At 72.3% G+C, this 22716-nt stretch carries 13 protein-coding genes; 9 read left to right on the top strand and 4 right to left on the bottom strand.

Translation table 11 applies throughout. From position 1 onward, the window contains the following. The first annotated feature begins 204 nt into the window (after positions 1–204). The 3 genes from PH203_RS32670 to moeZ all read left to right on the top strand — a co-directional run bounded on the left by PH203_RS32670 (position 205) and on the right by moeZ (position 3143). Positions 205–1164 carry an NAD-dependent epimerase/dehydratase family protein gene (locus PH203_RS32670; RefSeq protein WP_289924710.1) on the top strand — a complete coding sequence of 320 codons (960 nt, stop codon included), beginning with the start codon at positions 205–207 and terminating at the stop codon, positions 1162–1164. Beyond that, positions 1152–1901: a spherulation-specific family 4 protein gene (locus PH203_RS32675; protein ID WP_289924713.1), complete on the top strand. Its 750-nt coding sequence runs from the start codon at positions 1152–1154 to the stop codon at positions 1899–1901. The genes PH203_RS32670 and PH203_RS32675 overlap by 13 nt, the downstream gene beginning before the upstream one ends. A 63-nt stretch (positions 1902–1964) precedes the next feature. After that, positions 1965–3143, top strand: a complete 1179-nt coding sequence (moeZ, locus tag PH203_RS32680; protein ID WP_289924714.1) for an adenylyltransferase/sulfurtransferase MoeZ — start codon at positions 1965–1967, stop codon at positions 3141–3143. Positions 3144–3199: 56 nt separating this feature from the next. Here moeZ and PH203_RS32685 read toward each other — a convergent pair whose 3' ends face one another. The 3 genes from PH203_RS32685 to PH203_RS32695 all read right to left on the bottom strand — a co-directional run bounded on the left by PH203_RS32685 (position 3200) and on the right by PH203_RS32695 (position 9293). Then, positions 3200–4771, bottom strand: a complete 1572-nt coding sequence (locus PH203_RS32685; RefSeq protein ID WP_289924716.1) for an alpha/beta hydrolase — start codon at positions 4769–4771, stop codon at positions 3200–3202. A 142-nt stretch (positions 4772–4913) separates the two neighbouring features. After that, positions 4914–6458, bottom strand: a complete 1545-nt coding sequence (locus PH203_RS32690) for an alpha/beta fold hydrolase (RefSeq protein ID WP_289924717.1) — start codon at positions 6456–6458, stop codon at positions 4914–4916. A 120-nt stretch (positions 6459–6578) separates the two neighbouring features. Continuing rightward, complete coding sequence (locus PH203_RS32695; protein WP_289924718.1) at positions 6579–9293, bottom strand: lysylphosphatidylglycerol synthase domain-containing protein; 2715 nt, start codon at positions 9291–9293, stop codon at positions 6579–6581. Positions 9294–9479: 186 nt separating this feature from the next. Between PH203_RS32695 and PH203_RS32700 the strand changes: the two genes are divergently transcribed. The 5 genes from PH203_RS32700 to nudC all read left to right on the top strand — a co-directional run bounded on the left by PH203_RS32700 (position 9480) and on the right by nudC (position 19936). Continuing rightward, positions 9480–9857: an MGMT family protein gene (locus PH203_RS32700; RefSeq protein ID WP_289924719.1), complete on the top strand. Its 378-nt coding sequence runs from the start codon at positions 9480–9482 to the stop codon at positions 9855–9857. 275 nt (positions 9858–10132) lie between these two features. Beyond that, on the top strand, positions 10133–13723 hold the full coding sequence (locus PH203_RS32705) for a UvrD-helicase domain-containing protein (RefSeq protein WP_289924720.1): 3591 nt from the start codon (positions 10133–10135) through the stop codon (positions 13721–13723). 116 nt (positions 13724–13839) lie between these two features. Then, complete coding sequence (locus tag PH203_RS32710) at positions 13840–17418, top strand: ATP-dependent DNA helicase (RefSeq protein ID WP_289924721.1); 3579 nt, start codon at positions 13840–13842, stop codon at positions 17416–17418. Between the two features lie 10 nt (positions 17419–17428). Next, a complete protein-coding gene (locus PH203_RS32715; protein ID WP_289924722.1) occupies positions 17429–18841 on the top strand; it encodes a dipeptidase in 1413 nt (470 codons plus the stop codon). Between the two features lie 153 nt (positions 18842–18994). Continuing rightward, complete coding sequence (gene nudC, locus PH203_RS32720; RefSeq protein WP_289924725.1) at positions 18995–19936, top strand: NAD(+) diphosphatase; 942 nt, start codon at positions 18995–18997, stop codon at positions 19934–19936. Positions 19937–19997: 61 nt separating this feature from the next. Here the strand turns inward: nudC and PH203_RS32725 are convergent, their stop codons facing one another. Further along, the gene (locus PH203_RS32725) at positions 19998–20240 is read right to left on the bottom strand and encodes a mycoredoxin (protein WP_289924726.1); all 243 of its coding nucleotides are present in this window, start codon (positions 20238–20240) and stop codon (positions 19998–20000) included. Positions 20241–20425: 185 nt separating this feature from the next. Here PH203_RS32725 and PH203_RS32730 point away from each other — a divergent pair, with 185 nt between their 5' ends. Next, positions 20426–22624: an ATP-dependent DNA helicase UvrD2 gene (locus PH203_RS32730; RefSeq protein WP_289924727.1), complete on the top strand. Its 2199-nt coding sequence runs from the start codon at positions 20426–20428 to the stop codon at positions 22622–22624. The last annotated feature ends 92 nt before the right edge of the window (positions 22625–22716 follow it).

Below are 22716 nucleotides of genomic sequence, written 5' to 3' on the forward strand. Positions count from 1 at the left end.
AGCGCCGAGGGCCCCCGCGAACGGCGCCCCACGACGAACGACCAGGCGGACCAGGCGTTGCACGCACCCCCGCCCAGCCGCACAGGCCGCCGCAGGCACCCCGCATCCCGCTCAACCGCCGACGGCACCACGCAACCCCCTCCACAAAGGAGCGCACCGCATGAACACCTCCCGCCCCGACGACGAGGCCCCGGGAGCCGCACGATGAGAGTCCTGCTGATCGGAGCCAACGGCTACATCGGCCGCTTCGTGGCCGACCGCCTGCTCGCCGACCCGGCCGTCCAGCTCACCGCTCTCGGCCGCGGCGACGACGCGGACGTCCGCTTCGACCTCGCGTCCGGCAGCCCCGGCGCACTCACCCGCTTCCTCGACGCGGTCCACCCCGGCGTGGTCATCAACTGCGCCGGCGCCACAAGAGGCGGCGCCCGCGAACTCACCCGCCACAACACGGTCGCGGTGGCCACCGTCTGCGAAGCCCTCCGCCGCAGCGGCTGCGGAGCAAGGCTCGTCCAGATCGGCTGCGGCGCCGAATACGGCCCCAGCCAGCCGGGCTCCTCGACAGCGGAGGACGCCGTCCCCCGCCCCGGCGGCCCGTACGGCGTCAGCAAACTCGCCGCCACCGAACTCGTCCTGGGCTCCGGCCTCGACGCAGTCGTCCTCCGCGTCTTCAGCCCCGCAGGCCCCGGCACCCCCGCAGGATCCCCCCTCGGCCGCCTCGCCGAAGCCATGCGCCGAGCCATGCAGTCCGGTGACGGTGAGCTCAAGCTCGCCGGCCTCGGCGCCCAGCGCGACTTCGTCGACGTCCGGGACGTCGCCCGCGCCGTGCACGCCGCCAGCCTCTCCGCCGCCCAGGGCGTCATCAACATCGGCTCCGGCAGGGCGGTCCGCCTCCGCGACGCCGCCGCCGTCCTGGCGCGCGTGGCCGGATACGGCGGCGCCCTCCATGAACTCGACGGCCCTCCCGGCCCCCTGCGCCCATCCATCGGCCACCCCCGCTCCGAACCAGACCACGCGGCTCCGGTCGCATACCCGTACCCGGACGGCTGCGGCAGCTGGCAGCAGGCCGACGTGCGCACCGCCCGCGACCGCCTCGGGTGGCGCCCGCGCATCAACCTCGAAGAGTCCCTCGCAGACATCTGGATGGAGGCGGCATGCCGCATCTGACCAGCACGAAGACAACAAAACCCGGCATCGAGCTGCACCCCGGCTTCGGTGTCCCCGGCTTCGCCCACCCCCTCGTCGCCCCCGCCGAATGGGCCGAGCTCACCCGACCCGGCACCCCGCTGCACTGGGTCGTCCTCAACGTCGCCGACGGCCCCGGCAGCCGCCCCGACCCGCACTGTCTGGAGGCGGCCGGCCGGCTGCGCAACGCGGGCATCCGGGTGCTCGGCGGCATCGACGCGACGTACGGCGCCCGCAGCTTCGGCGAGATGGTCTCCGACGCGCACCGCTACATCGACTGGTACAAGGTCGACGGCTTCCTCCTCGACCGGTGCCCGACCGAACGCACCGCCCTCCCCGAGATCCGCCGCACGGTCACCACGCTCCGCGCGATCCGCGACGACGCCCACGTGGTCCTCGGCCACGGCACGCACCCGTACCCGGGTTACGCCGAGACCGCCGACCAGCTGGTCACGTTCTCCGGCCCGTGGAGCGACTACCGCTGGTCGCAGGTGGCCGAGTGGACCGCCGACTACCCGCCCGACCGCTTCTGCCACTTCGTCCACGGAGTACCGGGCCCGCACCTGGAGGAGGCCCTGCGCATCGCCCGCTGGCAGGGCGCCTCGACCATCTACTTCACCGACCGCACGGACCGCGGCGGCCGCACCGACCCCTGGGAGACCATGCCCGGTTACTGGGACGAAATCGTCTCGCGGATCGGGACGGGTGTCTCGGAATGAAAAAGGCCATGGCAGTGTTACGGGGAGAACAACCGTAATGACTGACCGACCAACGGAGTCCCCGTGTCGCTGCCACCCCTGGTCGAGCCCGCTGCCGAGCTCACCGTAGACGAGGTCCGCAGGTACTCCCGCCACCTGATCATCCCCGACGTCGGGATGGACGGGCAGAAGCGGCTGAAGAACGCCAAGGTGCTCTGTGTGGGCGCCGGCGGCCTGGGCTCGCCGGCGCTGATGTACCTGGCCGCGGCGGGCGTCGGCACGCTCGGCATCGTGGAGTTCGACGAGGTCGACGAGTCGAACCTGCAGCGTCAGATCATCCACAGCCAGGCAGACATCGGCCGCTCCAAGGCCGAGTCCGCGCGTGACTCCGTCCTCGGCATCAACCCGTACGTGAACGTGATCCTTCACGAGGAGCGGCTCGAGGCCGACAACGTGATGGACATCTTCAGCCAGTACGACCTGATCGTCGACGGCACCGACAACTTCGCGACCCGCTACCTGGTCAACGACGCGGCCGTACTGCTGAACAAGCCGTACGTGTGGGGTTCGATCTACCGCTTCGACGGCCAGGCCTCCGTCTTCTGGTCCGAGCACGGCCCCTGCTACCGCTGCCTCTACCCGGAGCCCCCGCCGCCGGGCATGGTCCCCTCCTGCGCCGAGGGCGGCGTCCTGGGCGTGCTGTGCGCGTCCATCGGCTCCATCCAGGTCACCGAGGCCATCAAGGTCCTCACCGGCACCGGTGAGCCCCTCGTCGGCCGCCTGATGATCTACGACGCCCTGGAGATGCAGTACCGGCAGGTCAAGGTTCGCAAGGACCCGGGCTGCGCGGTCTGCGGCGAGAACCCGACCGTCACCGAGCTCATCGACTACGAGGCCTTCTGCGGCGTCGTCTCCGAGGAGGCCCAGGAGGCGGCCGCCGGCTCGACGATCACTCCCAAGCAGCTCAAGGAGTGGATCGACGACGACGAGAACATCGAGATCATCGACGTCCGCGAGATCAACGAGTACGAGATCGTCTCCATCCCGGGCGCCAAGCTGATCCCGAAGAACGAGTTCCTCATGGGCACCGCCCTGGAGACCCTCCCGCAGGACAAGAAGATCGTCCTGCACTGCAAGACGGGTGTCCGCAGTGCGGAAGTCCTCGCCGTGCTGAAGTCCGCGGGCTTCGCGGACGCCGTGCACGTCGGCGGCGGTGTGATCGGCTGGGTCAACCAGATCGAGCCGCACAAGCCGGTCTACTGACCGGACCTGCTCCGTACGGCGGGGGCTGCTCCTCACAGGGGCGGCCCCCGCCGTCGTCATGAGCAGACCTTGCCGTCCTTCGGCACCGTTCCCCTGAGCAGATACGCGTTCACCGTGGAGTCCACGCAGTCGCTCCCGCTGCCGTACGCCCCGTGCCCCTCGCCCTTCCAGGTGAGCGTCACACCGACGCCCTTGCCCAGCTCGTCCGCCATCTTCCGGGCGCCTTCGTAGGGAGTCGCCGGGTCGCCGGTGTTGCCGACCACCAGGACCGGCGGCGCACCGGGTGCGCTCACCTCCGGGGTGTCCCACTGTCCGGCCACCGGCCAGTCGTGGCACCAGCCGGCCGTGTCCCAGCCGAGGAAGGGGCCGAAGACGGGCGAGAGCTTCTCGAAGGCCGGCAGCAGCTTCTTCGTCTCCGCGGCGGTGGGCCGCTGCTTGTCGTCCAAGCACGATATGACCCGCTGCGAGTGGGTCGTCGTGCCGTAGTGGCCCGAGGTGTCCCGCTCGTTGTAGCCGTCGGCCAGCGTCAGCAGCTCGGAGCCGTCGCCCTGCTCGGCGGCCTCCAGGGCACTGGTCAGGGTCGGCCAGCTGGCCTTGCTGTACAGCGGCAGCACGATGCCGGTGACCGCGAGGGTCTGGGTCAGCTTCCGGTCGGTCCCGGTGGGCAGCGGGTTCGCGTCGAGTTCCTTCAGCAGGTCGGCGATCTTCCGTGTGCCCTGCTCGGGGTCCTGCCCGGTGGACTTCAGATAGTCGTCGAGCGCTCGCTGGAAGCCCCGGGTCTGGTTCTCGGCGTGCCCCACCGTGTCGGCGCTCGGGTCGACGACCGCGTCGAGGACGAGCCGCCCCACGTTCCCCGGGAACAGATGGGCGTAGACGCCGCCCAGTTCGGTGCCGTACGAGATGCCGAAGTAGTGCATCTTCGAGTCGCCCAGCACCTGGCGCATGAGGTCCATGTCACGGGCGGTGTCGGTGGTCGAGACGTGCGCCAGCAGCTTGCCGGCCGCCTTCTCGCAGCCTTTGCCGAAGTCGGTGGCGTCCTTGAAGTAGGCCGCCTCCTCGGCCGCGGTGTCCGGGGTGGCGTCCACCGATTCGGCGGTCTGGATGGCCTTGTCGCTGCGGCAGCGGACGCCCTCGCTGGCGGCGACGCCGCGCGGGTCCCAGCTCACCAGGTCGTACCGCTCGCGCAGCGGGGAGACCGTCGCGCCGTACAGCGGCATCATCGAGACGCCCGAGCCACCCGGGCCGCCGAAGTTGAACAGCAGCGAGCCGATGCGCTGGTCCTTGTCGCCGCGGGCCTCGGAGCGGATCAGCGCCAGGCCGATCGTCCGGCCCTCCGGCTCGGACCAGTCCAGCGGCACCTTGAGCGTCGCGCACTGCCAGTCGCTGCTCGGCGCGGGGGAGTCCGCCGTGCCCTCGCAGTCCGCCCAGTCGAGCCGCTGCGAGGTCAGTGACGCCGGCAGGGCGGCCGCGCCCTGGGTGCCGGGGGGATTCGACGACGGGCCGGTCGCGCTCGTCTCCCCGTCGCCCTTGCCGTCGCCCTTGTCATCGTCCGACGAGCCGCCGCTGCAGCCCCCCACCAGCAGTGCCGCGGCGGCGGCCAGAGCCGTCCACCGTACGAAACGCGTCATCGCGATCCCCCCTCGCAAGCCGTCCGCACCGTGCCGCGGATGGCGGTCATGCCATGGTAGGCGGATCACACGACGGCAGGACATGCCTGTGGATAACCTTCTGACCTGCAGTTTTCTTGAAGTGTCAGGGGCAGGGTCAGGGTCAGGAGCAGATGGTCCCGGCCGTCGGCACCTTCCCGTCCAGCAGATAGCCGTTCACCGCGCTCTGCACACATTTGTTCTTGCTGTCGTACGCGCCGTGCCCCTGCCCCTTGTACGTGAGCTCGACGCCGACGCCCTTGCCGAGCGCCTCCACCATCTTCCGCGCCCCCTCGTACGGTGTCGCCGGGTCGCCGGTGTTGCCGACGACGAGGATCGGCGCCGAGCCGGCCGCGCTCACGTCCGGGTGGTCGGCCTCGCCCGCCACGGCCCAGTCGGTGCAGCTGATCATCTGCCAGGCCAGGTAGTCGCCGAAGACCGGGGAGGCGGACCGGAACTCGGGCAGCTTCCGCTGGACGTAGGACTCGGTGTAACGGGGCTTGTCGTCGGCGCAGTTGACGGCGATGTTGGCCGCGCCGACGTTGCTGTACTCACCGTCCTCGTTGCGCCCGTTCATGGAGTCGGCCAGGACCATCAGCACCCGGCCGTCGCCGTCGTACGCCTGATCGAGGCCCTCGGTGAGGTACTCCCAGAAGTCCTGCGAGTACAGGGACTGGACGATCCCGCTGGTCGCCGCGGTCTGGGTCAGCTTGCGCAGGCCGAGGCCGGGAATCGGTGCGCTGTCGAGATCCTTCAGCAGCTTGGCGATACGGTCCTTCACGTCCTGGGCGCTGTCGCCGATGGGGCAGTCCTCGGTCCGGGACACACAGTCCTCGGCGAAGTTGTCGAGCGCGAGCTGGAAGCCCTTGGTCTGGCCGAGGGCGCCCTGTTCGCTGTCCTCGGTCGGGTCGACAACGGCGTCGAAGACCGCGCGGCCCACCCTCTTGGGGAACAAGTGGGCGTAGACGCCGCCCAGTTCGGTGCCGTACGAGATGCCGAAGTAGTGCAGTCGGTCATCGCCGAGGACCTGGCGCATCAGGTCCAGGTCGCGGGCCGCGTCGGTGGTGCGGACATGCGGCAGGATCTTCTCGGAGTTGTCCTCGCAGGCCGCGTTGAACTCCTTGGTGTCGGCCATGAACCGGGTGCGCTCCGCGGCGGTGTCGGGGGTCGCGTCCTGTTGGTAGAAGGCGTCCAGCTGCAGGTCGTCGAGGCACTTCACGGGGGCGCTGCGGCCCACCCCGCGCGGGTCGAAGCTGACCAGGTCGTAGCGGGTGCGCAGCTTGGCGTAGTCCTCGCCGAAGGCGGGCAGGGCGGTGACGCCCGAGCCGCCCGGACCGCCGAAGTTGAAGATCAGCGAGCCGATCCGCTTGCTCTCGTCACCGTCGGCCTTCGCGCGGATCAGCGCCAGCCCGATCTTCTCGCCCTCGGGCTCGTCCCAGTCGAGCGGCGCCTTCATGGTGGCGCACTGCCACTTGTCGCCGTTCGGCAGAGGTGACGGGGCGTCACCGCCGCCCTCTGCCGCGTTCGGGGCCGGGCAGTCCTTCCAGCTCAGCTTCTGAGCCGTCACGTCCTGGTCCTCGGAGTCGTCGCCGCAGCCCGCCACCAGAGTGCAGATCAGGACGACGGAGGCGGTCAGGGCAGCGGCGCGCAGGCGGGGAGGGTTCGGCATGAACCCATCCTGCGGTCGGGCAGGGCGAGCCGCTCGGGGCACGGGCCGTACGAGGTACGCGCGCGTGGGCGTCGTACCGGACACGCGCGCGTGGCCGTCGTGCGGAACATGCGTGCTTGCTTACAGCGCGCCCTTGCGGGTCAGGTGGTTGAAGGCCAGCCAGCCCGGCAGCACCGGCAGCCACAGGGTCAGCAGCCGGTACAGCAGTACGGCGGGTGCCGCGACCTCGCTGGGCAGGCCCACGGCGATCAGACCGACCGTCAGAGTCGCCTCCACCGCGCCCACACCGCCCGGCGTCGGCGCCGCCGAACCGAGCGCGTTGCCGGCCAGGAAGACCACGGCGACGCTGGCGATGCTGATCGAGGAGCCCTCGGTGCCGAACGCGCGGATGGAGGCGTCCAGGCACATCACGAAGCAGGCGGTCAGCAGGAGCATCCCGCCGATGCCGGTGAGGAGCTTCTGCGGCCGCTGCAGGACGTCGAGCATGCGCGGCACGACACCCGCGAAGAGCGAGCGCACGCGCGTGACGACGAACTTCCGCAGGAACGGCACCGACGTGACGACCAGTACGAGCACTGCGACCGTCAAAAGACCCGCGATGACCGTCCGGGACGGCGACAGCGACGGCGTCTTCTCGGTGCCGGTCAGATAGCCGAAGGACAGCAGCATCAGGATGTGGCAGCCGAGTCCGAACAGCTGCGAGGCGCCGACGCTGGCCACCGCGAGCCCGGGCCGCACGCCCTGGCGTTGCAGGAAGCGGGTGTTGAGGGCGACGCCGCCGACCGCGGCCGGCGCGACGATCTTGACGAACGACCCGGCGACCTGCGCCCCCACGGTCCGCATGAACGGCACCCGCTCGGGCACGAACCCCAGCAGCGACATGGCCGCCGCGAAGTAGCTCGCCGCCGAGAACAGCACGGCCGCGGCGACCCAGCCCCACTCGGCGTTCTGGATCAGCGGGCCGAACTCGATGTGGGTGAGCTGCGTCAGCAGGAAGTACGCGCCGATGGCGCCGGCGATGAAACTGATGAGCGTGCGCGGCCGTACCCGCTCCAGGCGGGCCGGTTCGACCGGCGCCTGCGGCCTGATCAGCAGCACCTCGTGGCGGATCTGGGTGAGCAGATCCTCCTCGCGGGCCTCTTCCACCGCCTCGTCGATGGCCCGCTTCTCGGCCCGCGCCTCCGCGCGTACGGCCTTCTTGTCGGGCTTGTCGAGTACGGGTCTGGCGTCCTCGTGGGCCTCTTCGAGCTTGGCCTGCTTGGCCTGCTTGGAGGCCTCCAGGATCGCGTCGCGCTCGCGCTGGGCCCGCTCCCGGGCCAGTGTGCGCAGCGTCGCGCGCGTGGAGCGGCTGAGCGCGATGGGCTGGAGCATCGGCAGACAGTCGGCGACGGCGTCCGGTCCGAGGACGCTCACCGCCGCGGCCACCGCGCGTTCGGCGCCCACCCGCAGACCGAGCGTCACCAGCAGCTGGGAGATGTCCATGCGCAGCAGCAGGTCGCCGGCCGCGATCTCGCCGACGCGCAGATCGGTGAGGATCACGGTGCCGGAACGATCCACCAGAATCGCGTCACCCACGAGCCGCCGGTGGGCGATGCGCCGGGACTGCAGCGCCCGCACCTGGTGCCAGGTGTCGCGCAGCAGCTCGTCGGTGATGTCCTCGTCCGCCAGCGAATCGAGCGTGCGGCCGCCGGTGTGCTCGTAGACGAGCATCACGGCGTCGGGACCGAGCTCGGAGGTAGCGATGAGCTTCGGGGCGTTGGCACCGGCCGCGATGGCGGCGTAGGCGAGCAGGGCCTCCTGCTCCAGGGCCTGGCGCAGGGAGGGGAGGCTGCTGCGGGTGGCGAAGCCGCGCAGGGTCAGATTGCGCCACGCGCGGTAGAAGAAGCCCTGCGCCTGCTGCTCGCGGTCGACCACCGTCACGTCCAGCGGCGGGCCGTCCTCCAGAGTGACGAAGTAGCGCCGGCCGCGGTCGCCCGTCTCCGGCGTCTCCGCGACCTCCTCGCGCGCCGCGCTCACCGGGTGGAAGCCGACGTGCCGCAGGCCCGCCATGAGCGTCCGCCCGGTGGGCTGCACGTTGGGCGAGCCGACCGCGTAGAGCGTGCCGTAGGCCACCGTCCAGCCGATCAGCACCGTCAGGATGATCGAGAACGGTGTGGTGTAGCCGGTGACGAGCATCGAGAAGGCGTCGAGCATCAGCACGATCCACAGCACCGCGCGCCAGCGCGGTCGCCGCGACATGCCCACCGCCGTCATGTACGCGATGACCGGCGCGAGATAGCCGTGCACCGGGTCGGTGAGGGCGTGGATGTCACCGGGTGAGGGTTGGGTGAGCGCCTCCTGGATGGAGTCGGGGGCGGCCTTGGCGACCCACAGGTCGGTGGCGAGGGTCACTCCGTGCGCGAGGACCGCCGCGAGGACGCCGTCGGCGATGCGCAGTCCGTCGCGCTTGATCAGCCGCTCGATCGCGAAGGCGACCGGCACCAGCAGGATCGCGATGCTGGAGGCCAGACCGGCGATCTTGATGAGCAGGTCGGGTGCCTGGCCGGTGCCCTTGTTGATGTCCTGTTCGAGGCCCGAGGTGGTGCCGTGCGCGAACGCGGCGATCGCCAGCAGCACGACGACGGCCAGCAGGCCGACCAGGAGCCGCATGAGGTCCGAAGGACGGTGCACGCGCGCGGGGAGGAGGGGTTCGTCGCCCTCGACCTCTTCGCTGTGCGGCTCGTCGTCGAACTCGGTCGTCGCGGCCGACGCTTCGTCCGCGTCGTCGGTGTCCGGGCGCGACGAAGCGTCAGAGGTGCTTTCCGCGTCCTCCGGGTGCACGCCCTGTTGCTTCATCGTCTCTTCTTGATCTCGTATCACCGGTCACCGCCCGCACGATGGTGGCATGCCCCACCGACACACGGGGGCATCAGGGTGCAAACGCGGGGGCGCACAGTCTGCCCGAAGCGCTGCCCCGGGGCGAGGGATGCGCACGGTCGCCAGCGCGTCACGTTGTCGGTGGGATGGGGCAGGATGGGGCGGATGAGCGACGAGAGCCTTCCGAGCGACGTCCCGCCGGACGCGCTGCCGGAGTACGCCGAGCGGGTCCTGGAGGTCGCCGAGCACATCCCGCCCGGGCGCGTCATGACGTACGGCGACGTGGCCGAGTGGCTGGAGGAGGGCGGCCCGCGTCAGGTCGGACGCGTGATGGCCCTCTACGGCGGAGCCGTTCCGTGGTGGCGGGTCGTCCGCTCGGACGGCGTACTGCTCCCCGGGCACGAGCTGCGGGCGCTCGACCACTACCGCGCGGAGGGCACGCCTCTGAAGACGGCCTCCAGGGCCGCCGACGGTCATCTGCCGCGCCTCGACATGAAGCGGGCGCGATGGGACGGCGGCGAACGCGCGGAGGGTCACACCTGACAGCTTCCGCCATGGAACGGATCCAGGGGCAGCCTGTGATCCGTCTGGGGGAAACGGGCGAAAGCGGGCACGTCCGTGGCATGGCGTACGTTCGTGGGGCGAGGGACGCAGGTGTCGCGAGCGCCATGAGTGTCGTATGGGAAGAAGCGGAAGCCCTGCTTCCGGTCCGTCCGTCGGCGTAGCGTCGGCTGCACGCGTCCCCCTCACCCCGCGATCACCGCCCTGCACGCACGGCGGACGCCCGACCAGCACACCCACCAGGACCGGCGAACCACGTGAGCTCCTCTTCCTCCACCAGGCGCCTGCCGCACCCCCAGGTGCGGCAGGGGAGCCGTGGCGCTTATCGACTGGTGCGTACCCCGCCGACCCGCGTGGACCCCCCTCGTCTGGACGCCGCACAGCGCTCCGTGGTTGAGCACAAGGCCGGTCCACTGCTCGTCCTCGCAGGTCCGGGCACCGGGAAGACCACCACGCTCGTCGAGTCCGTCGCGGCCAGGATCGCCCGGGGCGGTGACCCCGCGCGCGTGCTCGTGCTGACGTTCAGCCGCAAGGCGGCCGTCGAACTGCGCGACCGCATGGCCCTGCGCATAGGAGCCGCCCGCGCGCCCCAGGCGACCACCTTCCACTCCTTCTGCTACGCCCTGGTCCGCGCCCACCAGGACAGCGACCTGTTCGTCGAGCCGCTCCGGCTGCTCTCCGGCCCCGAGCAGGACGTCACCGTACGCGAACTCCTCGCCGGCCAGCCCGACCTGGAGCGGCTCGGCCTCGCGCACGTGCGCTGGCCGGACGAGCTGCGCGCCTGTCTGACCACGCGCGGCTTCGCCGACGAGGTCCGCGCGGTGCTCGCCCGCAGCCGCGAACTGGGCCTCGGCCCGGGCGCGCTGGACGCCTTCGCCCGCCGCATCGGCCGCCCTGACTGGCGGGCGGCGGCCGCCTTCCTCGCCGAGTACCTCGACGTCCTCGACCTCCAGGGCGTGCTCGACTACGCCGAACTGGTCCACCGCGCGGTGCTCCTCGCCCACCGCCCCGAGGTCGCCGGGCGGCTCGCCGCGCAGTACGACGCCGTGTTCGTGGACGAGTACCAGGACACCGACCCGGCGCAGGTACGGCTGCTGCAGGCCCTCGCCGGCGGCGGGCGCACCCTCGTCGCCTTCGGCGACCCCGACCAGTCGATCTACGCCTTCCGGGGCGCCGACGTGAACGGCATCCTGGACTTCCCGCACGCCTTCGCGCGCGTGGACGGCCGTCCGGCGCCCGTCGAGGTCCTGCGCACCTCCCGCCGCTCCGGCGCGGACCTGCTCACCGCGACCCGCCTGCTGACCCAGCGCATGCCCCTGACCCGGCTCCCGGCGGAGAAGGTCCGCGCCCACCGCGAACTCGCCCCGGTCCGCGAGGGCGGCCGCGTCGAGGTCTTCACGTACCCGACGCCCGGTACGGAGCTGGACAACATCGCCGACATCCTGCGCCGGGCGCATCTGGAGGACGGCGTCCCGTGGAGCGAGATGGCCGTACTGGTGCGTGCCGGGTCGCGCACGATCCCGACGGTCCGGCGCGCCCTCACCTCGGCCGGCGTGCCCCTCGACATCGACGGCGACGACCTGCCACTGCGACACGAACCGGCGGTGGCACCGCTGCTGACGGCGTTGCGGGCGGTGGCAGCGGCGGAGGCGGTACGTCCGGAGGCGGGAGGCGGGTCTGAGGAGCCGGGGTCTCGTACCGAGGACAGGACCGGCGCTGAGGAGGCGGGGTCCCGCGCCGAGGGCGAGGCCGGTACCGAGGAGCGGGAGCGCTCCGCCGAGGACGGGGCTGGCGTTGAGGAGGCGGGGTCCCCTGCCGAGGACGGGATCGGCGCTGAGGAGCCCGAGCCCCGCGCCGAGGACGAGGTCGACACCGAGGAGCCGGAGCCCCCCGCCGAGGGCGGGACCGCCACCGACGAGCCGCAGCCCCACCCCGATACGGCGGCCTCCTCCGACGCCCCGGATCCGGACCCCTGCTGGCTCGACACCGAGACCGCCCTCACCCTTCTCACCTCCCCCCTCGCCGGCATGGACGCCGCCGATCTCCGCCGCCTCGGCCGTGCCCTGCGTGACGAGGAGCGGGCCGGGGGCAACGCCTTGCCGGCGCCCTCGGACGAGCTGCTCGCGCGGGCGCTCGCCGAGCCCGAGCGGCTGGCCGTGCACGACCCCGCGTACGCGCGGGGCGCCCAGCGGCTGGGCGCGCTGCTGCGCAAGGCCAGGGAGCGCCTCGCGGGCGGCGGCAGCGCCGAGGAGGCGCTCTGGGACCTGTGGAACGGCACTCCGTGGCCCTCACGGCTGGAGCGCGCCGCCCGGCGCGGCGGCGCGGCCGGGCGCAACGCCGACCGCGACCTGGACGCCGTGTGCGCGCTGTTCGCGACCGCCGCCCGCGCGGAGGAGCGCACCGGGGGCCGGGGCGCCCTGAACTTCCTGGAGGAGATCGACGCCGAGGACATCGCCGCCGACACGCTCACGCGGCGTGCCGTACGCCCCGACGCCGTCCGTCTGATGACCGCGCACCGCTCCAAGGGCCTGGAGTGGCGCCTGGTGGTCGTCGCCGGCGTCCAGGAGGGGCTGTGGCCCGACCTGCGCCGCCGCGGCTCCCTCCTGGAGGCCGACCGCATCGGCCGCGACGGTCTCGCCGAACCGCTCACCCCTGGCGCGCTGCTGGCGGAGGAGCGCCGCCTGTTCTACGTGGCCGCCACGCGCGCGCGTGAGCGGCTCGTCGTCACGGCGGTCAAGGCGCCCGCCGACGACGGCGACCAGCCCTCCCGCTTCCTCACCGAACTCGGCGTCGAACCCAAGGACGTCACGGGCCGCCCGCGCCGCCCGCTGTCCGTCGCCGCCCTGGTGGCCGAACTCCGCGCCACCACCGTCGACCCGCGCGTCTCGGACACCCTCAGGGAGGCCGCCGCCCGCCGACTGGCCCGGCTCGCCGCGCTCGCCGACGAGGACGGCCGTCCGCTCGTCCCGTCCGCCCATCCCTACCGCTGGTGGGGCATGTTCGAGCCGACCGAGTCCAAGGTGCCGCTGCGCAACCGCGACCAGCCCGTCGTGCTCTCCGGCAGCGCCCTCGACCAGCTCGCCAACACCTGCGCCCTGCAGTGGTTCCTGGGCCGCGAGGTGAAGGCCGACGCGCCCGCCACGGTCGCCCAGGGCTTCGGCAACGTCGTGCACGTCCTCGCCGACGAGGTCGCCTCCGGACACACCCCGGCCGACCTCGCCGTCCTCATGGAGCGCCTCGACTCCGTGTGGAACGCGCTCGCCTTCGACGCGCCCTGGAAGTCGGCGCAGGAGAAGGAGAACGCGCGCGTGGCGCTCGAACGCTTCCTGAAGTGGCACGTCATGGACCGCACCGGACGTACGCCGGTCGCCAGCGAGCACGACTTCGACGTGACCCTCGAAGCGGGCGACTACGAGGTGCGCATCCGGGGCCAGATGGACCGCGTCGAGGCCGACGGAGAGGGGCGCGCGTACGTCGTCGACTTCAAGACCGGCAAGCAGGCGCCCACCGCGCGCGAGGTCGAGCACCACCCGCAGCTCGCCGTCTACCAGCTCGCCGTCCGCGAGGGCGCCGTCGACGAGGCCTTCGACGGCGTACGACCGGAGCCCGGCGGCGCCGAACTCGTCCAGCTGCGGCAGGGCGCGGCCAGGCGGGACGGCGGCGAGACGCTGCCCAAGGTGCAGGCCCAGGAGCCGCTGGAGGGGGAGTGGGTCGGCGACCTGCTCGCCACGGCGGCGGGGAAGGTCCTCGACGAGCGGTTCACGCCCAGCGCCGGTCAGCACTGCACGCACTGCGCGTTCCGGGCGTCGTGCAGCGCGCGGCCCGAAGGACGTCACGTGGTGGAGTGAGCGCACGGGTGTGATCGGTTGCACCACACGTGCTGACCTGCGCTTCTTTCGACCCGGAGGTGGACCGCGGGGCGATTCGTCCTCGACTGTCAGTGGGCGCCGCTAGCCTCTCCGACATGCCCGCCCGTATCACCGATCCCGATCAGCTCAAGGAGCTCCTCGGTATCCCGTTCACCCCGGAGCAGACGGCCTGCATCGTCGCGCCGCCCGCCCCGCAGGTGATCGTGGCCGGTGCCGGGTCGGGCAAGACGACGGTGATGGCGGCCCGCGTGGTGTGGCTGGTCGGCACCGGCCAGGTAGCCCCCGAGCAGGTGCTCGGCCTCACCTTCACCAACAAGGCGGCCGGCGAACTCGCCGAGCGCGTGCGCAAGGCGCTCGTCAAGGCGGGCGTCACCGATCCCGACGTCATCGACCCGGACAACCCGCCCGGCGAGCCCGTGATCTCCACGTACCACGCCTTCGCGGGCCGCCTGCTCACCGACCACGGCCTGCGCATCGGCCTGGAGCCGACCTCCCGGCTCCTCGCCGACGCCACCCGCTACCAGCTCGCCGCGCGCGTGCTCCGCGAGGCCCCGGGCCCCTACCCGGCGCTGACCCGCTCCTTCCCCGACCTGGTCGGGGACCTCCTCACCCTCGACGCCGAGCTCGCCGAACACCTCGTACGGCCGGAGGCGCTGCGCGCGTACGACGCCGAGCTGCTGCTCTCCCTGCAGGGCGCCAGGCTGACCAACGCCGACCTGCGCAAGGTTCCCGAAGCGGCCGCCGCGCGCCGTGAACTCGCCGAGCTGGTGGTCCGCTACCGGGCCGCCAAACGCGAGCGTGACCTGCTCGACTTCGGCGACCAGATCGCCCTGTCCGCCGAACTCGCCCAGATCCCCGAGGTCGGGCGGATCCTGCGCGACGAGTTCCGGGTCGTCCTGCTCGACGAGTATCAGGACACCTCGGTCGCCCAGCGCGTCCTCCTGGCGGGCCTCTTCGGCGGCGGCACCGGCCACCCGGTGACCGCGGTGGGCGACCCCTGCCAGGCGATCTACGGCTGGCGCGGCGCCTCCGTCGCCAACCTCGACGACTTCCCGGAGCACTTCGCCCGCCCCGACGGTCACCTGGCCGCCCGCCAGTCGCTCAGCGAGAACCGCCGCAGCGGCGGCCGCCTCCTCGACCTCGCCAACGGCCTCGCCGAGCCCCTGCGCGCCATGCACGCGGGCGTGGAGGCCCTCCGCCCGGCCCCCGGCGCCGAGCGGGACGGTGTGGTGCGCTGCGCCCTGCTGCGCACCCACGCCGAGGAGATGGACTGGATCGCCGACTCGATCGCGCATCTGGTCAACACCGGCAAGGCGCCGGGCGAGATCGCCGTCCTGTGCCGCACGGCGACCGACTTCGCCGAGATCCAGGGCGCGCTGGTGGCCCGGGACGTCCCTGTCGAGGTCGTCGGCCTCTCCGGGTTGCTGCACCTGCCCGAGGTCGCCGACCTGGTCGCCGTCTGCGAGGTCCTCCAGGACCCCGGCGCCAACGCCTCCCTGGTGCGTCTGCTCACCGGGCCCCGCTGGCGCATCGGCCCGCGCGACCTCGCCCTCCTGGGGCGCCGCGCCCGGCGGCTGGTGTCCCACGCGCGCGTGGACGGCGACGACGACCCGGACCGCCGGCTCGCCGAGGCCGTCGAGGGGGTCGATCCCTCGGAGGTGATATCGCTCGCGGACGCGCTCGACACGTTCCTGGAGACGCCGTTCGACGGTGACGGGGACGACGACGGGCTGCCCTTCTCGCCGGACGCGCGCGTGCGGTTCGCCCGCCTGGCAACCGAACTGCGCGACCTGCGCCGCTCCCTCGCCGACCCGCTCATGGACGTCCTGCACCGCGTCCTCGCCGTCACCGGCCTGGAGGTGGAGCTGTCGGCGTCCCCGCACGCCCTGGCCGCCCGCCGCCGCGAGACCCTCTCCAACTTCCTGGACATCGCCGCCTCGTTCGCCGCCGGCGACGGCGAGGCGACCCTGCTCGCCTTCCTCGGCTTCCTGCGCACCGCCGCGCAGTACGAGAAGGGCCTCGACAACGCCCTGCCCGGCGGCGAGAACACCGTCAAGGTGCTCACCGCGCACAAGTCCAAGGGCCTGGAGTGGGACGTCGTCGCCGTGCCCGGGCTGGTCACCGGCACCTTCCCCAGCACCCAGGGCCGCGAGAAGTGGACCGCGCAGGGCAAGGTGCTGCCGCACGAACTGCGCGGTGACGCGGCCACCCTGCCCGACGTCGAGGCCTGGGACTCCCGGGGACTGAAGGCCTTCCAGGAGGCCATGAAGGATCATCAGCACACCGAGGAACTCCGCCTCGGCTACGTCACCTTCACCCGCCCGCGCTCCCTCCTCCTCGGCTCCGGCCACTGGTGGGGTCCCGCCCAGAAGAAGCCGCGCGGCCCGTCCGACTTCCTCCGGGCCCTCTACGCCCACTGCGAGGCCGGGTACGGCGAGATCGAGGCCTGGGCGGACGAGCCCGCCGAGGACGAGGAGAACCCCGCCCTCCACGCGGCCACCGTCGACCAGGTGTGGCCCCTGCCCCTCGACGACAGGGCCCTGGCCCGCCGCCGGGCCGCCGCCGAGACGGTCCTGGCCCACCTGGAGCGCCTCGCGAGCCACGCGGACGGTCACCCCGCGGCCGAGCACGACCCGGACGTCCACGACGACCCGGACTGGCCGCCGCCGCCGGAGGAGGACGAGCCTCCCTACGAGGAGCCTGCCTACGGCGAACCCCCTTACGAGGACGAGGTCTCCTCCGACGCCGAAGCCGACTGGGACTCATGGACGACCGACCGCCCGACGGTCCCGCACCAGGCGACGCGGCCGGACCTCGGTGAGACCGAGCACGCGCGTGCGCACCCGACGCAAGCCGGGCAGGACACCGAGCCCGCCCACCGCCGCCTCACCCCGGAGGAAGCCCGCACCCTCGCCTCCTGGGACCGCGACCTCGACGCCCTCACCGGTGAGCTCCTGCGCGCGCGGGAGGCCGTCACCGAGGTACCCCTGCCCGCGTCGCTCACCGCCTCCCAGCTGCTGCGGCTGGCCGAGGACCCGGACGGGTTCGCACAGGAACTCGCGCGCCCCATGCCGCGCCCCCCACAACCCGCCGCTCGCCGAGGCACCCGGTTCCACGCGTGGGTGGAAGCCCGCTTCGAAGAGCTGACGCTGCCCATGCTGGAGCCGGAGGAGCTGCCCGGCAGCGAGGCAGAGATCGCCGACGAGCGGGACCTGGAGGCCCTCAAGGACGCGTTCGAGCGAACCGAGTACGCGCATCGCACGCCCCATCGCGTCGAGGCGCCCTTCCAGCTCGCCATCGCCGGACGCGTGGTGCGGGGCCGCATCGACGCCGTATACAAACAGGGCGACGGCGAGACGGCGACGTACGAGATCGTCGACTGGAAGACGAACCGGGACCGCACCGCCGACCCGCTCCAGCTCGCCCTGTACCGGCTCGCCTGGGCCGAGCAGCAGGGGGTGCCTCTGGAGTCGGTCACGGCGGCGTTCCTGTACGTCCGCAGCGGCGAGATCGACCGGCCGGACGATCTCGCGGACCGGGGCGCACTGGAGCGGCTGCTGCGGGAGGACCCCGCCGACCCGTCCGGTCCCTCCGCCGCCTCCGGCACCTCCGACATCTCCGCGCAAGCAAACTGTGAGGAACCGCCCACCGAGGATGTCGGTGCGGGCCGATAGGCTCGTGACCATGAGCCATCCCGTTGACAGCGTCGTCAGCGCCGTCCGTGCGTACATCGAGCAGCATCGCGCCCCCTTCCTCGACGATCTCGCCGAATGGCTGCGCATCCCGTCCGTGTCGGCCCAGCCCGACCACGCGCCCGACGTACGCCGCAGCGCCGACTGGCTCGCCGCCAGACTGCGGGAGACCGGCTTCCCGACCACCGAGGTCTGGGAGACGCCCGGCGCCCCCGCGGTCTTCGCCGAGTGGCCCTCAGACGTCCCCGGGGCGCCCACGGTCCTGGTCTACGGCCATCACGACGTGCAGCCCGCCGCCCTGGAGGACGGCTGGGACAGCGAGCCCTTCGAGCCCGTCGTCCGGGAGAACCGCCTCTACGCGCGCGGGGCTGCCGACGACAAGGGCCAGGTGTTCTTCCACACACTCGGCGTCCGCGCCCACCTCGCCGCGACCGGCCGCACCACCCCGGCCGTCAACCTCAAACTGCTGATCGAGGGCGAGGAGGAGTCCGGGTCCCCGCACTTCCGCGCCCTCGTCGAGGAGCGCGCGCAGCGGCTCGCCGCCGACGCCGTGATCGTCTCCGACACCGGCATGTGGTCCGAGGACACCCCGACCGTCTGCACCGGCATGCGCGGTCTCGCCGAGTGCGAGATCCGCCTCCTCGGCCCCGACCAGGACATCCACTCCGGCTCCTTCGGCGGCGCCGTCCCCAACCCGGCGACCGCCGCCGCCCGCCTGGTCGCCGCCCTGCACGACGAGCACGCACGCGTGGCCGTCCCCGGCTTCTACGACGGCATCGTCGAACTCACCGACCGCGAGCGCGAACTCTTCGCCGAACTGCCCTTCGACGAGCGGCAGTGGCTGCGCACGGCCAAGTCGTACGCCACCCAGGGCGAGGCCGGGCTGACCACCCTGGAGCGCATCTGGGCCCGCCCCACCGCCGAGGTCAACGGCATCGGCGGCGGCTACCAGGGCCCTGGCAGCAAGACGATCATCCCGTCCTCCGCGATGGTGAAGCTGTCCTTCCGCCTTGTCGCCGGACAGGACCCGGCGCACATCGAGAAGGTCGTCCGCGCCTGGGCCGCCGAGCAGGTGCCCGCCGGGATCCGCTGCGAGATCGTGTTCGGCTCCGCCACGCGCCCGTGTCTGACCCCGCTGGACCACCCGGCCCTGCAGTCCGTCGTACGGGCCATGGGCCGCGCCTTCGAGAAACCCGTCCGCTTCACCCGCGAGGGCGGTTCCGGCCCGGCCGCCGACCTTCAGGAGGTGCTCGGCGCCCCCGTGCTCTTCCTCGGGATCTCCGTCCCCTCCGACGGCTGGCACGCGCCGAACGAGAAGGTCGAGCTCGATCTGCTCCTCAAGGGAGTCGAGACCACCGCGTATCTCTGGGGCGACCTCGCGGAGCACTGGCGGCATGCGCCCTGATCCTCCCGAGGCGTCCGGATCGGCATGGAGCGCGGGGCAGACTGGAAGAGCTGTCCCGTACCGCCGAACACCGGACGCGGTCGCCTCCTGCCGCACGTCCCGCCGAACCGCCCGCCGAAACAATCCGTTCCACTGGGGGAGTTGGAAGCACCCGTGACCACCTGGACCGACCACACCGCCGACCGACCCATCTCGCTCACCGCCCCCAGCGGCATCGACCGGGCCGCCCACCACCGGCTCGACGAGGCCTGGCTCGCGGCGGCGTGGAGCCACCCCACGACGCGCTGCTTCGTGGTCTCCGGCGGCCAGGTCCTCATCGACGAGACGGCCGACGGCCGTACCGAACTCGTCATGACGCCCGCCTTCGAGGCCCCGCTCACCGAGGCGCACCGCTACTTCCTCGGCATCGACGAGGACGGCGTCCGCTACTTCGCCCTCCAGAAGGACGCCCTGCCCGGCCGCATCGACCAGTCCGCGCGGCCCGCGGGGCTGCGCGAGGCCGGCCTGCTGCTGTCGCCGCGCGAGGCGGGCCTGATGGTGCACGCGGTCGGTCTGGAGAACTGGCAGCGCACCCACCGCTTCTGCTCCCGCTGCGGCGAGCGCACCGTCATCGCCGCGGCCGGCCACATCCGCCGCTGCCAGGCCTGCGGCGCCGAGCACTACCCGCGCACCGACCCCGCCGTGATCATGGCCGTCACCGACGAGGAGGACCGCATCCTGCTCGGCCGCCAGGTCCACTGGCCCGAGGGCCGCTTCTCGACGCTGGCCGGCTTCGTGGAGCCCGGCGAGTCCATCGAGCAGGCGGTGCGCCGCGAGGTCTTCGAGGAGGCCGGCATCAGCGTCGGCCAGGTCGAGTACGTCGCCAGCCAGCCCTGGCCGTTCCCCTCCAGCCTCATGCTCGGCTTCATGGCCCGCGCCACCTCCACCGAGATCGACGTCGACGGCGACGAGATCCACGAGGCCCGCTGGTTCTCCCGCGACGAACTGGGCGCCGCCTTCGACTCCGGCGAGGTCCTGCCGCCGTACGGCATCTCGATCGCGGCCCGGCTCATCGAGCTCTGGTACGGAAAGCCGATGCCGACACGGAGCGTCTGACGACGACGCGAAGGGGCCGCTCCCCACCGGGAGCGGCCCCTTCGCATGCGTACCCGCGCGCTTACGCGGCGATCTTCTGCTTCACCTGCGCCAGCGACGGGTTCGTCATCGTCGAACCGTCGGCGAACAGCACGGTCGGAACCGTCTGGTTTCCGCCATTCGCCTTCTCGACGAAGGCCGCGGACGCCGGGTCCTGCTCGATGTTGATCTCGGTGTACGCGATGCCCTCGCGGTCCAGCTGCTTCTTCAGCCGCTGGCAGTAACCGCACCACGTGGTGCTGTACATCGTCACAGTGCCCTGCATGTCTCGCGCACTCCTCTGGTGGCTCGGGGGACGGGGTGGTCCAGGGGGAGAACGTATGCGACCGGCGCCGGCATTCCCGAACCGCGGTGCCCGGCCAGGTGACGCCTGCCGCATTAGTACGACTGCGAGCCCCTGCCTGTGGACAACCGGCACAGCCGTCCCCGCCGACCTGGCAGCATGGCGGTGTGACAGCAGCAACGCACTCCACCCTCTTCCCGCAGGTACCGGACTCGGCCGACGCGGTGCTCGAAGGGCTCGACCCCGAGCAGCGCGAGGTGGCCACCGCCCTGCAGGGGCCGGTGTGCGTGCTGGCCGGGGCCGGTACGGGCAAGACCCGGGCGATCACCCACCGCATCGCCTACGGAGTGCGCGCCGGCATCCTCCAGCCCTCCAGCGTGCTGGCCGTCACCTTCACCAACCGCGCCGCCGGTGAGATGCGCGGCCGCCTCCGCCAGCTCGGCGCCGCCGGCGTCCAGGCCCGCACCTTCCACTCCGCAGCCCTGCGCCAGCTCCAGTACTTCTGGCCGAAAGCCGTCGGCGGCTCCATGCCCCGGCTCGTCGACCGCAAGATCCAGCTCGTCGCCGACGCGGCCGCCGCCTGCCGCATCCGCCTCGACCGGGGCGAGCTGCGGGACGTCACCGCCGAGATCGAGTGGTCCAAGGTCACCCAGACCGTCCCCGCCGACTACGCCCTCGCGGCCGCCAAGGCGGGCCGGGAGGCCCCGCGCAACCCCGCCGAGGTCGCCCAGCTCTACACCGCCTACGAGGACCTCAAGCGTGAGCGCGGAGTCATCGACTTCGAGGACGTGCTGCTGCTGACGGTGGCGGTCCTGCAGGACCGGCACGACATCGCCGACCAGGTCCGCGCCCAGTACCAGCACTTCGTCGTCGACGAGTACCAGGACGTCAGCCCCCTCCAGCAGCGGCTGCTGGAGCTGTGGCTCGGCGACCGGGACACCCTCTGCGTGGTCGGCGACGCCAGTCAGACGATCTACTCGTTCACGGGAGCAACTCCCGACCATCTGCTCGACTTCCGCACCCGCCACCCCGGGGCCACCGTCGTCAAGCTGGTCCGGGACTACCGCTCCACCCCGCAGGTCGTCCACCTGGCCAACGGACTGCTCGCCCAGGCCAGCGGCCGCGCCGCCGACCACCGCCTGGAACTGGTCTCCCAGCGCGCCCCGGGCCCCGAGCCCCTCTACACCGAGTACACCGACGAGCCCGCCGAGGCCGAGGGCGCCGCCCGGCGCATCCGCGAGCTGATGGCCGCCGGGGTGCCGGCCGCCGAGATCGCCATCCTGTTCCGGACGAACGCCCAGTCCGAGACCTACGAGCAGGCCCTCGCCGACGCGGGCGTCCCCTACCAGCTGCGCGGTGCCGAGCGCTTCTTCGACCGCCCCGAAGTGCGCAGAGCCATCGTCAACCTGCGGGGCGCGGCCCGCTTCGGCGGCAACGACTCACGGCTGGACGACGCCCCCGACCTGCCCTCCCAGGTACGCGCCGTGCTCTCCGGCGAGGGCTGGACGTCCGAGCCGCCGGCCGGCTCCGGCGCGGTCAGGGAGCGCTGGGAGTCGCTGGCCGCCCTGGTGAACCTGGCACAGGACTTCGCCGCCGCCAGAGCCGACGCCACCCTCGCCGACCTCGTCGCCGAACTGGACGAGCGGGCCAATGCGCAGCACGCCCCGACCGTCCAGGGCGTCACCCTCGCCTCCCTGCACTCGGCCAAGGGCCTGGAGTGGGACGTCGTCTTCCTGGTCGGGGTCGCCGAGGGCATGATGCCGATCACCTACGCAAAGACCGACGAGCAGATCGAGGAGGAGCGTCGGCTCCTCTATGTGGGCGTGACCCGCGCCAGGGAGCGCCTCCATGTCTCCTGGGCGCTCTCCCGCTCGCCCGGCGGGCGGCCCAACCGCCGCCCCAGCCGGTTCCTCGACGGCCTGCGCCCCGGCTCGACCGGCGCTGCGGGACGGGCCGCCACGGCGGGCACCGGAGGCGTGGAGCGGGGTTTCACCGGCGGTACGGCGGCTGCCGCGCCGAGGCGCACCCAGCGCACCCCGGCTCGCTGCCGGGTCTGCGGGCGCACCCTCACCGACGCCGGCGAGATGAAGCTGATGCGTTGTGACGACTGCCCGTCCGACATGGACGAGGGGCTCTATGAGCGGCTGCGGGACTGGCGCGCGGTTCAGGCCGAGCGCAGCGGCCAGCCGGACTTCTGCATCTTCACGGACAGGACGCTGAAGGCGATCGCAGAGGCGGAGCCGACCACTCCGGCTGAGCTCTCTCGTATCTCCGGGGTGCTCGCCCGGAAGCTCAACCGCTACGGAGCCGATGTGCTGGCCATCTGTGCAGGCCAGGAGCCTGGGGCCGAAGAAGATGAGGACTGAGAGGAACTCGTCGAAAAAATAGTTTGCGCATGCCCCAGCAATCCCCATAGGTTCTTAGCCACGGGGACGGAGGCCTTCTCGGAGGCCCCAAT

It is taken from the genome of Streptomyces sp. S.PB5 (assembly GCF_030403745.1).
Taxonomy (GTDB): Bacteria; Actinomycetota; Actinomycetes; order Streptomycetales; family Streptomycetaceae; genus Streptomyces.

What these genes read in the sequence shown, in the direction of transcription:
- PH203_RS32670 (WP_289924710.1), top strand. Translation starts at nt 205, where the DNA reads ATGAGAGTCCTGCTGATCGGAGCCAACGGCTACATCGGCCGCTTCGTG.
- PH203_RS32675 (WP_289924713.1), top strand. Translation starts at nt 1,152, where the DNA reads ATGCCGCATCTGACCAGCACGAAGACAACAAAACCCGGCATCGAGCTG.
- PH203_RS32685 (WP_289924716.1), bottom strand. Translation starts at nt 4,771, where the DNA reads ATGACGCGTTTCGTACGGTGGACGGCTCTGGCCGCCGCCGCGGCACTG.
- PH203_RS32690 (WP_289924717.1), bottom strand. Translation starts at nt 6,458, where the DNA reads ATGCCGAACCCTCCCCGCCTGCGCGCCGCTGCCCTGACCGCCTCCGTC.
- PH203_RS32695 (WP_289924718.1), bottom strand. Translation starts at nt 9,293, where the DNA reads ATGAAGCAACAGGGCGTGCACCCGGAGGACGCGGAAAGCACCTCTGAC.
- PH203_RS32700 (WP_289924719.1), top strand. Translation starts at nt 9,480, where the DNA reads ATGAGCGACGAGAGCCTTCCGAGCGACGTCCCGCCGGACGCGCTGCCG.
- PH203_RS32710 (WP_289924721.1), top strand. Translation starts at nt 13,840, where the DNA reads ATGCCCGCCCGTATCACCGATCCCGATCAGCTCAAGGAGCTCCTCGGT.
- PH203_RS32715 (WP_289924722.1), top strand. Translation starts at nt 17,429, where the DNA reads ATGAGCCATCCCGTTGACAGCGTCGTCAGCGCCGTCCGTGCGTACATC.
- PH203_RS32725 (WP_289924726.1), bottom strand. Translation starts at nt 20,240, where the DNA reads ATGCAGGGCACTGTGACGATGTACAGCACCACGTGGTGCGGTTACTGC.